The following is a 13,069-nucleotide window of genomic DNA, read 5'->3' as shown; positions in this document are numbered from 1 at the left end:
GGCACCAACTACGCTGACCACTATGTCGCCCGACGCTGTGAGCGCAACGAAGATCTACATCGTGTCCGCGGAAGCGGAGACCGGAAAATCAGCGGTGGCGCTCGGTGTGCTGTCGCTCCTGACGGCAACCGGCGGCAGGGTCGGCGTGTTCCGACCCATCTCTCGGGCCGCTCACGGCGAGCGTGACTACCTCCTCGACCTCCTGCTCGAACACACCTCGGCGGACATCAGCTACGACGAAGCCATCGGCGTCACCTACGACCAGGTACACGCAGACCCGAGCGGCTCCATCGCCGACATCGTCGCGCGCTTCCACGCCGTCGAATCGCAGTGCGACGCCGTCGTCATCGTCGGTTCGGACTACACCGACGTCGGCAACCCGTCGGAGCTCACGTACAACGCACGTATCGCGGCCAACCTCTCGGCGCCGATCATCCTGGCGCTCAAGGCACTCGACCGCACACCCACCGAGGTGCGCGACCTCGCCGAGCACCTGCGCACCGAGATCGCCGCGATGCACGCGACCACCGCCGCCATCGTCGCCAACCGCTGCGATCCCGAGCACATGAACGATATCGGTGCCGCACTGGCCAAACTCGACGTTCCGTGCTGGTGTCTGCCGGAGCTGCCCGTGCTCTTCGCGCCGACGATGGCCGAGCTCAAGAAGTCGTTGGGCGCCGAGATGTACAGCGGCGACCCGGAACTCCTCGACCGCGAAGCACTTCGGGTGATGGTCGGCGGCATGACCGCGGAGCACATCCTCGAGCGACTCACCGAGGGCATGGTGGTGATCACCCCGGCCGATCGCTCCGACGTCCTGCTCTCGTTGGTGAATGCCAATGCCGCGCAAGGCTTTCCGCGACTGACCGGCATCATCCTCAATGGCGGTCTCAAACCGCATCCGATGATCGACGCTCTCGTCAGCGGATTGAAGTCCAAGCTTCCGGTCATCACCTGTGAACAGGGCACCTACGACACCGCACGCATCGCCGCCGACACCCGCGGACGCATCGCGATCGGATCGGCTCGCAAGATCGACGCGGCGCTCGGACTCATGGAGCAGTACGTGGAGCCCGAGGAACTGATCAAGGTGCTCGACGTCAAGCCGTCGGAGGTCGTCACCCCGCAGATGTTCGAGTACGGGTTGATCACCCGCGCGCGGTCGGATCTCAAGCGCATCGTGCTTCCCGAGGGCAGCGACGACCGAATCCTGCGTGCCGCAGGGCAATTGCTACGCCGCGGAGTCGTGGAACTGATCATCCTCGGCAACCCCGAATCGGTGACGGCCCGCGCGAGCGACCTCGGAGTCGACCTCGACGGCGTCGAACTCATCGATCCCGACAACTCCGAGCTGACAGACGAATTCGCGCACACCTACGCAGAACTCCGCAAGCACAAGGGCATGGATTTCGAGCACGCCCAGGAGCGGATGCGCGACGTCTCGTACTTCGGCACGATGCTCGTGCATACGGGCCGCGCCGACGGAATGGTCTCCGGCGCAGCGCATACCACCGCGCACACGATCCGGCCGGCGTTCGAGATCATCAAGACGGTCCCGGGGGTCTCGACGGTCTCGAGCGTCTTCTTCATGTGCCTTCCCGACAAGGTGCTCACCTACGGCGACTGCGCCATCGTGCCCGATCCGACCGCCACCGAGCTCGCCGACATCGCGATCTCCTCCGCCGCAACGGCATCCGCGTTCGGTATCTCCCCGCGAGTTGCGATGCTCTCCTACTCGACGGGGCGCTCGGGTACCGGCGCCGACGTCGACAAGGTGCGCGTCGCAACGGATCTCGTCCACGAACGGGCTCCGGAGCTCTCCGTCGAGGGTCCCATCCAGTACGACGCCGCGGTTGAGCCGAGCGTCGCGGCGACCAAGATGCCCGACTCCGAGGTCGCAGGCCGGGCGACGGTACTGATCTTCCCCGACCTCAATACCGGCAACAACACTTACAAGGCCGTTCAGCGCAGTGCGGGTGCTGTCGCGATCGGCCCTGTGCTGCAGGGACTTCGACGCCCCATCAACGACCTCTCCCGTGGCGCGCTGGTCTCCGACATCGTGAACACCGTCGCCATCACCGCCATCCAGGCCCAGAACATCGACGCACAGGAGTCAGGCCGATGAGTTCATCCACCGAAGGTGCAGTGTTGGTGCTCAACGCCGGGTCGTCGTCGTTGAAATATCAACTGCTACACCCGGACACGGCAGAGGTCATCGCCGAGGGGATAGCCGAGCGGATCGGTGAGGACGAGTCGTCGATAACCCACGAGCAGAACGGCGAGAAGTCGACGCGCACCGAGCCGCTGCACGACATCTCGGCCGCACTCGACGCGGCGTCGGAGATGTTCACGGAGTCGGGAACCGATCTCGCGACGGCGGGTCTCAGCGCCGTCGGACACCGAGTCGTGCACGGTGGCCGTAGCTTCTTCCACCCGACGCTCGTCACCGATGAGGTGGTGTCGGAGATCTCGCGGATCTCCACCCTTGCGCCCCTGCACAACAAGGCGAACCTCGCGGGTATCGAGGTGGCACGAAAGAAACTTCCCGACGTCCCGTCGGTCGCCGTATTCGACACCGCGTTCTTCCACGACCTGCCAGACGAGGCCGCAACGTACGCCATCGACCGTGGGGTCGCACACCTACATGCGGTGCGGCGCTACGGCTTTCACGGTACGAGTCATCAGTACGTCTCGGGCAAGGCCGCGGAGTTCCTCGGTCGCGACTATGCGAATCTGAACCAGATCGTGCTGCACCTGGGTAACGGTGCGTCGGCGTCGGCGATCGCACACGGCGAACCGATCGACACCAGCATGGGTATGACGCCGCTGGAAGGTTTGGTGATGGGCACCCGAAGCGGCGACATCGATCCGGGCGTACTGCTGCACCTGAGTCGCGTCGCCAAGCTCTCCAACGATCAACTCGACACCCTGCTCAACAAGAACTCCGGACTCAAGGGTTTGTGTGGGGACAACGACTTTCGCACCATCACCTCGCGGATGGACAGCGGCGACGAGAACGCCAAGCGTGCGTATAAGGTCTACATTCACCGCCTGCGCCGCTACATCGGGGCGTACATGATCGAACTGGGCAAGGTCGACGCGATCACCTTTACCGCGGGTGTCGGCGAGAACGCCGACAACGTGCGACGCGACGCGCTGGCCGGTCTGGAGAATTACGGGATCGTCATCGACGACGAGCGAAACTCCGTGCGTAACAAGCAGGCTCGACGCATCTCAGCCGACTCGAGCGCGATCGACGTGCTGGTCGTACCGACCAACGAAGAGCTGGCCATCGCCCGCCAGGCCTCAGCCGTCGCCCGCGGCGAGCAGCCCGAGTAGCGACTGAGTCACAACAGGACTGAGTTACAACAGCGGCTGAGTCAAAACAGCGGCTGAGTTAAAACAGCGACCAGGGCCGCACGTAGTTCGCGAGGTCGACGAGAAGGAACCGGTGGTCGCGGTTGGTGCGCGTCTGCCGCGCGAGGTGGCGAAGCGACCTCTCGGTTCCGGTGCGCAGGCCCTGCTCGGTGAATGGAAAACCCAAGAGCCACGCGGGTTCTCCCGTGTCGTCGGGGTGGTTGTGCACCCAGCCGAGTGCGGTGCCGAGAACGATCAGTTGTAGCCGCTGCTTGCGCGGCTCGCTGTCGGGCATGGCCTCCATACGCTTGGCCGCCTCGACGAGCTGATCCTTGCGCACCTGCGCCGGGTCGCGTCCGTGTACGAGGGCGATGACCGCCGTCGCGCGTGCGGTGTTGAAATGTCGGCTCGTCGCGGGTACCTCGTCGAGGGGCTCGATCGCTGCGTCGTAATCGCCGCGGGCAACGGCGAGGCGCGCCATTCCGAACGCTGCCGTGACGATGCTGTGGTCGGTCAGCCAGAGGTCGTGATAGTTCTGTGCCGCAACGTGATACATGTCGGTGATGCGGTCGACGGAACCCTCGGACGGATCGGATTCGTCCGAGAGCCAACGGCCGATGAGCTCGGCGGTACCCGCAACCGCGAGCTTCGGGGCCACCTCGCCCGGCATCGCCTGCAGCACGGCGTCGAACCAGCCGTACGCCAGTTCGGGCTCATCGTTCATCAGCGAGCAGATTCCCATGTACCACTGCACGCGCCACGAATCCCCGTGTTGCACAGACACATCGCGCAGCAACTCGAGCGCTGTGTCGACGTCGTCGAGTTCGAGGTGCGCCCGCGCCTCCGCGAGATCGATCTCCAGCGACGGATGCGCCGCAGACGTCGGCTGTCCGAGCAGCGAGCGGAATCCCTCCGCCCGTGCCGCGTGGATGGAGTCGAGTGTCTGCCTCGGATCGCTCAGCGCCGCCGAATTGAGTAGTCCCGCAGCGGGATCGGTAGGATCGACGAGTGGCACCGGCAGCGCGCGTGCCATGTCGACCGGGTCGTAGAAGGCCGCGAGGTCGGGATCGAAGAAGCCGTCGACGGGGGCGAGCATCAACTCGGTGCCGAACGTCGAACGCTGCGGCGTGAACACCGTCGACAGCGATGGCCGTGGCACACCGGTGTGCACGGCGACGGTCTCGCGCAGCACGTTGAGCAACTGCGTCGTCATCTCCTCCGCGGAAGAGAAGCGGTCGTCGGGATCGGGTGCCGTCGCACGTTGCAAGAGCTTGTAGAACGACGGATTGTCGCGAAACACCGGGGTGTCGTCGGGGTCGGGTAGACCGTCGACGTACCGGCCGTCGCTCATCGGCATGTCGACGGTCAGCGCCGCAAGGGTGCGTCCGATGCTGTAGATGTCTGTGACGACCTGCGGGCCGGTCTGCACGATCTCCGGGGCCTGGAAACCCGGTGTGCCGTACAGATGTCCGTAGCCGTTGACCGGCGAGACGGCGCCGAGGTCGATGAGCTTCACCTCATCGCTGCCGACCATGATGTTGTCGGGTTTGACGTCGTTGTAGACCAGCCCGACCGAATGCAGATACCCGACAGCGGGAAGCACCTCGAGCATGTACGCGATGGCCTGTTCGACGGTCAGCAGGTGGTCGGAGCCGGCTCCGTTGCCCTCATCACCCTCGCCGGTGATCTGCTTGAGTGTTCGGCCGCCGATGTACTCCATCACGATGTAGCCGAACCGCTCGCCGAAGTCGGTGACGTGCTCGACGAAGTTGTAGATCTTAACGATGCCGGGATGGTTCACCGAGGCGAGGAACTGTCGCTCGGCCAGAGCGACCTGCTGTGCTTCGGAGTCCGACGAGTTGAGCAGACCCTTGAGGACGACGGGTCGGTCGGAGACGTTGCGGTCGATCGCGAGGTAGATCCAGCCGAGTCCACCGTGGGCGATGGCGCCGGCGATCTCGTACTGGCCCGCGACGAGCATGCCCTTCGCGAGTCCCGGAACGAACGAATAGCGCGCACCACAGTGGGGACACTCCCCGGTCAGTGCGCCTGCACCGGCTCCCGACGAGCGGCCGACGGGGCGTCCGCAGCGCCAGCAGTTGCGCTTGCCCTCGGCGATGACCGGAGAATCGAGCACCGCGTCCTGCGGCTCGGTGTCGGTGACCTTGGGCAGTTCGACGAGCCCCGAGCCGAGTCGACGGTCGTGCACTCGCGGCCGACGACGCGGCACGAGTCTGCGCGTCTGCCCGACCGAGACCAGCGCTTCGTTGGGATCGAGTGCACGTGCAGGAGTGACCGGACCCGTCGACTCGTCGCGCATCCCGATGCTCGGAGTCGCCTGCGTCGCAGCGAAATCCGCCCGCTGCGTGCCGACGTCGAGGGCCGCCAGATCGGCACGCTGGGTCCCGACGTCGAGGTCGGCGAGATCGGCACGTTGGGTTCCGACGTCGAGATCGGCACGGTCGGCGCTGCCGTTGGTCGCGTCGGTGGTGGCGTCACGCTCGACTTCCGCGGCCGGCGTTGCGCTGTGCTTGTCACTTCGTGGCATCTCGCGTCGCCTCAATCGCGGTACGTGGGTTGGGGCGGTCCGTATCCGGGCCCGAGGATGGACAGCCACTTGTCGTACATCTCCTGCCACCGGCCGGACGCGCGAATCTCGGCGATGGTGCCGTTGACGAAGCGCACCATGTCGTCGTGTCCGACGGGCATGCCGACTCCGTAGTTCTCCTGACCGAGGCTCGGCCCGACGACCTGTGCCCACGGATCCTGAGTCGCCAGACCGGCAAGAACAGCGTCGTCGGTGCTCACGGCGTCGACCTGTGACTGCTGCAGCATGACAAGGCAATCGGCCCAGGTCGTGGTGGTGACCATCTTCGCATGGGGTTCGATCTGCTGCATGCGGCCGATCGACGTGGTGCCCCGCGCCGCGCACACCCGCTTGTCGGCGAGTTGTTCCGGCCCGGTGATACCTGATCCGCGTAGCGACAGAATGCGTTGGGATGCAACGTAATACGGCGACGAGAAGCTGATCTCGCGTAGGCGATCGCACGTGATGCTCATCGTCTTCACGACGACGTCGACCTCTTGATTGCGCAGGGCGTCCATGCGCTCGCCCGAACTCAGTACCCGGAACTCGATGCGGTTGGGGTCGTTGAAGATCGCGCGGGAGATCTCGTGTGCGAGGTCGACGTCGAATCCCTGGATATCGCCCGTGATCGGGTCGCGGAAACTGAACAGGTTGGAACCGATGTCGGTGCCGACGATCAGTCTGCCGCGACGGAAGATCGCGTCCATGGTGCTGCCCGGCGGCATCTGCGCGGGTTGAGGTTGTTCTGCCGCCGGCCGCAAGCTCTGCGTCGCGTCACACGACGACGAGTTCGGTGGCGCTTCCTTGGCGACGTCGAAGTTCGCCCCGAGCGGCTCGGGTGTCTGCGCGGTCGCACTCGGTCCCGGCGACTCGGGTGCCGGAAAGCTGAGGCACCCCGCAAGCAGCACGACGCCCAGCGCGATCGCGACGAACGCGATCACTGTCCTCGCCGAGGCTCTGGTGCGCGCTGTCATCGGTACTCCCGGATACGCGGGATCATCCCCAGGATCAGCGCGACGGTCGCGAAGATCGACAACGCGAGAATGCCGTTTCCGGTGAAGCCCAAAACCCGCTGCGCGGTGTTGATGTCGTCGCGGAACGACGTCCGTGTGGTCGTGATCGCGTTCACCAGGGCGGAGTCGACGGCGTTGTAGCTGGTCTCGGAGCTTTGCGGCGACGAACCAACGGTCATGGCCCGCGCCTGCGTGAAGTCTCCGGAGGTCATCGCGTCACGCACCTGCGCGTCGGTCTTCTTCCATTGGTCGAGCGCGGCACGCAGCGACGTGATCTGGTCGCTGCTCAACGACCCCGACGACCCGCCGTCTCTGTCGAGGGTGTCCAACACCATGCCGATCCGGGTGGTCGCCTGCTCGAACGTGTCCTGCAGGCCGGACTGATCGCCGCGTCGTAGTAGCGACAGGGTCTCGGCCGAACGTGCCTGCTGGGTGAGGATGCGGGCCTCGGTCAGTTCACGCAGCGGCGTCGCGCCGTCGTCCTTGGCGGAACTGGTTGCCGCCACCGACAGCAGCCCCGACGTGAGCAGCCAGATCAGTCCACCGATGATCGCGACCAGTGCTGCCACGATCCCGACGTTGAAGCGGCGTCGGGTGCGTCGTGCCAGGTAGCGCGATGTCCCGATCAGCATGATCGCCAGGATCAGCAGCGCGGCGTACACCCCCCACGGCGGCGTTGTCAGTGCACTCTGCGGATCGGCAATGGCAAGCGAGCGACGCTCGTATACCCGCTGCGCCGCGGGCAGAATCCGGTCCTGCATGAGCGCCGACGCCTGACCGAGATACGCCGATCCGACCGGATTACCCAACCGATTGTTGGTGCGCGCGGTCTCGACCAATCCGCTGTAGACGGGGATGGTCGTGGTGAGAACCTCGAGGTCGGAATTCAGTGCCCTGGCTTCCGCAGTCGCATCCGCGCCGGGACCGGTGTCGCTACCCGCGGTCACCAGCAGTGACGACGACGCCGTCGCCAACGCGTCGGAGTATCGCTGCCGCAGCTGCGGGTTCTCGGGCCCGCCGGAGATGAACGCCGAGTTGGCCGCGGCGTCGGCGATCGAGAGCGAACTGTAGAGAACCTGAGCCGCCTCCGACAACGGTTCGGAGCGGTCGATGATCGTCTGCAACTGGTGAGTGCGGTTGTTCAGCGTCGTCGACGCATACCATCCGGTTCCGAGTGCGGTGACCGCGACGACGAAGCACACCAGGATCAGCTTCCCGGGTGTCGTCTTGGCATAGTGCCGCACGGAGGAGAACGGTGATTGCGCTGCCGCACGTGCCGACGCGACCAATTCACGTCGATCGCTGAGTACCTCGCGAAGCGGGGGTGACGTCGTGGCCGGGCGTACGGTCCGCCCTGCGCGGGTCAGCACAGCCCGCACGGGGGATGCATCGCCGGTCACCGTCTCACTCCCCTCTGCATCGGTCTGTAGCGAGTGTTACCTGCTCTCTCTGGGTATGTCGCACGCCACGTCGAGTCCGTTTCCACCCTAGTCCGCGACGCCCATGGTGCGGGGGTGCAGCGAGTGCGAGTCGGGGTGAGCGAGTGTCACCGCGATCGGAGTTCACCTAAGTTGGAGGCACGGGGCTTTCGGAGAGCATTCCAGGGTGCGGGGACGAGCAGGAGGCGCAGTGCGCGGCGACGGTGACGGTTGGGTTCTCGACGACGGTGCGAGGTACTGGGGGCTGCATGGCGCGGCAGGATTGCTGCTGCGGGCGCCGCTTCCCGACGGTGAGATCGGGATACTTCTCCAACACCGCGCGGCATGGTCGCATCAGGGTGGCACCTGGGGTCTGCCCGGCGGCGCACGCGACTCGCACGAGAGTGCCGTCGACACCGCGATCCGCGAAGCGGGCGAGGAAGCGGGCATCGCCCCCGACGATGTGTCCGTGGTGGCCGCGCTGGTCACGCACCGGACGGTCGGCGGCTGGACCTACACGACGGTGATCGCCGACGCGCAACACCCGGTCATCACCACGGCCAACGGAGAATCAGCGGAACTGCGGTGGGTACCCGAGGCGCATGTGGCGACGCTGCCACTGCATCCCGCCTTCGGCAGCGCGTGGCCGGGACTTCGTGAGCGCATCGCGACGCTGGACTCCACGAATTGAACTCAGGAGTCTGAGAGATCCGGGGTTTCAGGAGTACAGGTCGCTGCCCGCGAGCAGCCGGTTGGCCCCCGCGATGAGTGCGTTGATGTTCGCGTCGGCAGTGGTGTCGCCGTCGCCCGTCGCCCAGCACTGCCGACGATCGTGTTCGCACAGCAGGAACGAGACGTTTCGATCATCGAGTCGACGCTGGTGCAGCCGAACGATCTGAACAGAAACTCCCAGGTCGTGGAGGATTGAGGTCATCGCGCCGACCGGTCCGGCCGCCGTCGCGGTCATCGACATGATCCGGTCGTCGTAGGCGATGGTTGCTCGGCATTCGACCATGTCGCCGGGTGCTGGGGCGACGGTCCACGACCCGAGTCGGATCGCACCGTTGGTTGTGTACTCGTCGACGAATTGCTGCCAGGTCATGCCGGCTGCCTCCTGACGGATTCCGTTGGGGAGTGCATGGCCGGTCCGCTGCCAGAGAGGATCTGCGCCATTGCTGTCACAGCATGGTGCAGAAAAGTGAAGGTTGTGCATCGCTGAAGGTCATTTCGGTCGAAGATTCGATGACCGACGAGCGCACGACGACCCCGCAGCGGGGGGTCGGTCGAAGCTAGACCCCGCTGCGGCGAACTACGAGGAGGCTCGGTGCGCACAACATGGTGACGTTCACTTTATCGCTGCGCACCCCAGGTGACGCAAGTGGGTTTCGCCTGCGTGTACTCCCAGGGGCGTGTCAGGTGAGTCCGGCTCGCAACTGAGAGGCTGCGGCAGACGGGTCCGACGCCGACGTGATCGCACGCACGACGACAATCCGCCGCGCGCCGGCCTCGGTGACCTGCGGGAGTCGTTCGGCGTCGACGCCGCCGATCGCAAACCACGGCTTGCGGCGGTGCGGGTTCTCGGCGGATTCGTTCGCCGCGACGTCACGCACCAGGTCGAGACCGGGTGCCGGACGCCCCGGCTTGGTCGGCGTGGGCCAGCACGGGCCGACACAGAAATAGTCGACGTCGGGGTCGGCTTCGGCCGCGGCGGCCTGATCGACATCGTGGGTCGACTTACCGACGAGCACATTCTTGCCGACGATCCGACGCGCCGCGGCAGGCGGAAGGTCATCCTGACCCACATGCAGGACGTCGGCCCCGGCGAGCGTCGCGATGTCGGCGCGGTCGTTGACGGCGAGCAGGGCACCGCGCGACTGAGTGATCTCGCGCAGCACGGCGAGGATCTCCAATTCCTCACGCGCCTCGAGTGCTCCGAAGCGGTTTTCGCCCGCAGATCCCTTGTCGCGCAACTGCACGATGTCGACGCCGCCTGCGAGCGCAGCGTCGACGAACTCGGCCAGGTCGCCGCGTTCGCGTCGGGCGTCGGTGCAGAGATAGAGGGTCGCGGACTCCAGTCGCTTGGCGCGTGCGTGGTGGGCGGTCACGATCGCCAGCGTAGCCATGCGTGCTGTGGCGGAAGCAGGGGCAAGGGGGGAAGCAGGGGTCAGGGGGAAGCAGGCGCAGCAGTAAGGTGGATTCGACAGACACGGGAGCCCGCGGATCGGCGGGCTGAGAGTGCGGGACGCCCCCGCTGACCGTCGTACCTGATCCGGGTCATGCCGGCGAAGGAAGGATCTCGAGAAGTTGACTGTTGCAATCGACACCCCCGACCTCGCTGTCGTCGGCGGCGGAGTCATCGGACTGACCAGCGCACTCGCAGCGGCGGACGCGGGCATGCGAGTGGTGGTTTACGACGCCGGACCTCAGCAGCGGGCCTCACACGTCGCGGGCGGCATGCTCGGCTCGCTCGGCGAGGGGCTGCCGGGCGAGGAAGCGCTGCTTGCCGCGACGTCGACATCGGTCGCGCAGTGGCCGTCGCTGCTGGCACGCCTCGGCGACGACGCCGTAGAGGGTTCCGGTGTAGAAGACACCCGTGAGACGATCGCGACGGCTGCCGACTCCCTGTTCGTTGCGACGACGGCAACCGATCTCGAAGACCTCACGCGTCTGGCCGAAAAGGTCTGGGCGCCGGCGCTGGGTGCCGGGCGTGAGATCCGAGCGATCGGCCCCGCGGCCATCCGCGAGTTGGAGGGCGCGCTGACCTCGAGACTGCGCGGCGGGTTCGTCGCACTGGGCGAGGGTGCCGTCGACAATCGCCTGCTGCTCGCCCGGCTCCGCGGTGCACTGCGGGATGCCGGCGCGCACCTGCGGAACGACACGATCACCGACCTCGACGACGTCGCGGGTCGGCAGGTGCTGCTGGCGGCCGGGGCCGGCGTGCCGCAGCTCTGGTGCGGCGCGCGCATACACGTCGCGAAGGGCGAGATCCTGCGGTTGTCTCGCACACGCTGGTCGGTGCCGCCACCGAGTCACGTCGTGCGTGCCAGAGTCGACGGCCGCACGGTGTACCTGGTGCCCCGGGCGGACGGAATCGTCGTCGGCGCAACACAATACGAATCCGACGAGCCGGGCGCAGAGGTTGCGGGCGTTCGCGACCTGCTCGACGATGCGCTCACGGTGATGCCGGGACTCGCGAGCTACACACTCGCCGAAGTCGGTGTGGGATATCGCCCGTGCTCGGCAGACGGGCTGCCGCTGATCCGTCGTATCGACGAGCGAGTGGTGGTTGCGGCGGGGCATGGCCGCAACGGGATCGTCCTCGCGCCATACACCGCGCAGCGGGTCCTGGAACTGTTGCAGCACAACGATGTTCAGCAAGAAGTCAGTCGCGAAGATGACGTGTACGGATACGAGGAGGCACGGTGAGTTTCACTGTGAACGGAGAGCGTCACGAGTGGGACGCGCAGCCGACCGTCGACGCGCTCGTCCGAGGTCTCGGACTGCCCGACCGTGGCGTCGCGGTCGCTGTCGACGGGGCAGTGGTACCGCGTGGACGATGGGACACGGTTGTTCCGCCCGACGCCGTCATCGAAGTCGTCACGGCTGTGCAGGGTGGTTGAGATGGTTTCAGCAGCAACCGACACGTCGACACAGGATTCGGGCGGACTGCGAATTGCCGACCGCTGCTTCGGTTCCCGACTCATCATGGGTACCGGTGGTGCGGCGAACCTCGCGGTACTCGAGCGGGCACTCGTCGCCTCGGGCACCGAACTGACGACCGTCGCGATGAGACGGATCGACGCGGGATCGACGACCGGGGTGCTGGATCTGTTGCGGCGCTTGAAGATCGACGTGCTACCCAACACCGCCGGGTGTCACACCGCTGCGGAGGCGGTGCTGACGGCGCAACTCGCCCGCGAAGCCGTCGAAACGTCGTGGGTGAAACTCGAGGTGGTCGCCGACGACCGCACGTTGCTACCCGACCCCATCGAACTCGTCGACGCCGCACGACGACTCGTGGACGACGGCTTCACGGTGCTCGTCTACACCAACGACGACCCGGTGCTCGCGGCACGACTCGCCGACCTCGGCGTCGCCGCCGTGATGCCGCTCGGGTCGCCGATCGGAACCGGTCTCGGGATCTCCAATCCCCACAACATCGAGATGATCGTCGAATCGGCGCAGGTGCCGATCATCCTCGACGCCGGCATCGGGACCGCAAGCGACGCCGCACGGGCGATGGAACTCGGTTGCGGCGGCGTGCTGCTCGCGTCGGCCGTGACCCGCGCCGACGACCCAGAGCGCATGGCGAACGCGATGCGCCACGCGGTGATGGCGGGCCGCCTCGCCGCCGGCGCGGGCCGCATCCCGACGCGCTTCTGGGCGCAGGCCTCGTCGCCGGGCCGGGTGGTCCCTCTCCGCTGATTGAGCCGGCCGCGAGCGCAGCGAGCTGCCGAGTCGAAATCACCAGCGGGTCTCGACAAGCTCGACCGGCGGATAGCGCTCGACCAGCGGGGACAGCTGGACCAGCGGGGTTCAGCTCGACGAGCGGGTGGGCCTTTTCCGCTGATTGAGCCGGCCGCGAGCGGAGCGAGTTGCCGAGTCGAAATCACTGGCCGGTGGACGTTCCTATAGTCCGTCAAGTGGTGTGGGCGTGGTTGTTTTGGTTGGTGTCCCAGGCGGTGAGGTCTGCT

At 66.3% G+C, this 13,069-nt stretch carries 11 protein-coding genes and 1 riboswitch; of the genes, 6 read left to right on the top strand and 5 right to left on the bottom strand.

The window, feature by feature from the left end:
- Window positions 1–22 precede the first annotated feature (22 nt).
- Together pta and A5766_RS17775 are read left to right on the top strand one after the other, a co-directional pair.
- On the top strand, window positions 23–2,125 hold the full coding sequence (gene pta / locus A5766_RS17780; RefSeq protein ID WP_156527506.1) for a phosphate acetyltransferase: 2,103 nt from the start codon (window positions 23–25) through the stop codon (window positions 2,123–2,125).
- Window positions 2,122–3,339: an acetate kinase gene (locus tag A5766_RS17775; protein ID WP_064905741.1), complete on the top strand. Its 1,218-nt coding sequence runs from the start codon at window positions 2,122–2,124 to the stop codon at window positions 3,337–3,339. The genes pta and A5766_RS17775 overlap by 4 nt, the downstream gene beginning before the upstream one ends.
- A gap of 58 nt (window positions 3,340–3,397) precedes the next feature.
- On the opposite strand, the gene A5766_RS17770 is transcribed toward A5766_RS17775, so the two are convergent.
- Genes A5766_RS17770 through A5766_RS17760 form a run of 3 tightly spaced genes read right to left on the bottom strand, consistent with a single transcriptional unit; the run spans window position 3,398 to window position 8,357 of the window.
- A complete protein-coding gene (locus A5766_RS17770) occupies window positions 3,398–5,905 on the bottom strand; it encodes a serine/threonine-protein kinase (protein ID WP_064905740.1) in 2,508 nt (835 codons plus the stop codon).
- Between the two features lie 11 nt (window positions 5,906–5,916).
- Window positions 5,917–6,918 carry a glutamate ABC transporter substrate-binding protein gene (locus A5766_RS17765; protein WP_005209092.1) on the bottom strand — a complete coding sequence of 334 codons (1,002 nt, stop codon included), beginning with the start codon at window positions 6,916–6,918 and terminating at the stop codon, window positions 5,917–5,919.
- Window positions 6,915–8,357, bottom strand: a complete 1,443-nt coding sequence (locus tag A5766_RS17760) for a hypothetical protein (protein ID WP_064905738.1) — start codon at window positions 8,355–8,357, stop codon at window positions 6,915–6,917. The genes A5766_RS17765 and A5766_RS17760 overlap by 4 nt, the downstream gene beginning before the upstream one ends.
- Before the next feature lie 229 nt (window positions 8,358–8,586).
- Here A5766_RS17760 and A5766_RS17755 point away from each other — a divergent pair, with 229 nt between their 5' ends.
- Entirely contained in the window at window positions 8,587–9,066 is a 480-nt protein-coding gene (locus A5766_RS17755; protein WP_064861628.1) for an NUDIX hydrolase, read from the top strand.
- Between the two features lie 27 nt (window positions 9,067–9,093).
- On the opposite strand, the gene A5766_RS17750 is transcribed toward A5766_RS17755, so the two are convergent.
- Window positions 9,094–9,477: a hypothetical protein gene (locus A5766_RS17750; protein ID WP_064861637.1), complete on the bottom strand. Its 384-nt coding sequence runs from the start codon at window positions 9,475–9,477 to the stop codon at window positions 9,094–9,096.
- A gap of 310 nt (window positions 9,478–9,787) precedes the next feature.
- The gene (gene thiE, locus A5766_RS17745; RefSeq protein ID WP_064861629.1) at window positions 9,788–10,498 is read right to left on the bottom strand and encodes a thiamine phosphate synthase; all 711 of its coding nucleotides are present in this window, start codon (window positions 10,496–10,498) and stop codon (window positions 9,788–9,790) included.
- A 73-nt stretch (window positions 10,499–10,571) separates the two neighbouring features.
- A riboswitch (TPP riboswitch) is annotated at window positions 10,572–10,683 on the top strand.
- On the opposite strand from thiE, the gene A5766_RS17740 reads away from it, so the two are divergent.
- The 3 genes from A5766_RS17740 (at window position 10,680) to A5766_RS17730 (ending at window position 12,800) form a co-directional block, all read left to right on the top strand.
- Window positions 10,680–11,801: an FAD-dependent oxidoreductase gene (locus A5766_RS17740; protein ID WP_064905758.1), complete on the top strand. Its 1,122-nt coding sequence runs from the start codon at window positions 10,680–10,682 to the stop codon at window positions 11,799–11,801. Its footprint overlaps the riboswitch before it by 4 nt.
- Window positions 11,798–11,995 (top strand): sulfur carrier protein ThiS, encoded by a 198-nt coding sequence (gene thiS, locus A5766_RS17735; RefSeq protein ID WP_064861630.1) that lies wholly within the window; start codon window positions 11,798–11,800, stop codon window positions 11,993–11,995. Before A5766_RS17740 ends, thiS begins: the two co-directional genes overlap by 4 nt.
- Window position 11,996: 1 nt before the next feature.
- Window positions 11,997–12,800, top strand: coding sequence for a thiazole synthase (locus A5766_RS17730; protein WP_064905736.1), 804 nt, complete (start codon window positions 11,997–11,999; stop codon window positions 12,798–12,800).
- Window positions 12,801–13,069 lie beyond the last annotated feature (269 nt).

Origin of the sequence: Gordonia sp. 852002-51296_SCH5728562-b (assembly GCF_001665475.1) — a bacterium.
Lineage (GTDB): Bacteria > Actinomycetota > Actinomycetes > Mycobacteriales > Mycobacteriaceae > Gordonia > Gordonia sputi.
Note: the sequence above shows the minus strand (reverse complement) of the source record. Positions and strands in the feature narration are given on the sequence as shown.

Coding starts and splice junctions, on each gene's coding strand:
- pta (WP_156527506.1), top strand. CDS start 23: ATGTCGCCCGACGCTGTGAGCGCAACGAAGATCTACATCGTGTCCGCG.
- A5766_RS17775 (WP_064905741.1), top strand. CDS start 2,122: ATGAGTTCATCCACCGAAGGTGCAGTGTTGGTGCTCAACGCCGGGTCG.
- A5766_RS17770 (WP_064905740.1), bottom strand. CDS start 5,905: ATGCCACGAAGTGACAAGCACAGCGCAACGCCGGCCGCGGAAGTCGAG.
- A5766_RS17765 (WP_005209092.1), bottom strand. CDS start 6,918: ATGACAGCGCGCACCAGAGCCTCGGCGAGGACAGTGATCGCGTTCGTC.
- A5766_RS17750 (WP_064861637.1), bottom strand. CDS start 9,477: ATGACCTGGCAGCAATTCGTCGACGAGTACACAACCAACGGTGCGATC.
- thiE (WP_064861629.1), bottom strand. CDS start 10,498: ATGGCTACGCTGGCGATCGTGACCGCCCACCACGCACGCGCCAAGCGA.
- A5766_RS17730 (WP_064905736.1), top strand. CDS start 11,997: ATGGTTTCAGCAGCAACCGACACGTCGACACAGGATTCGGGCGGACTG.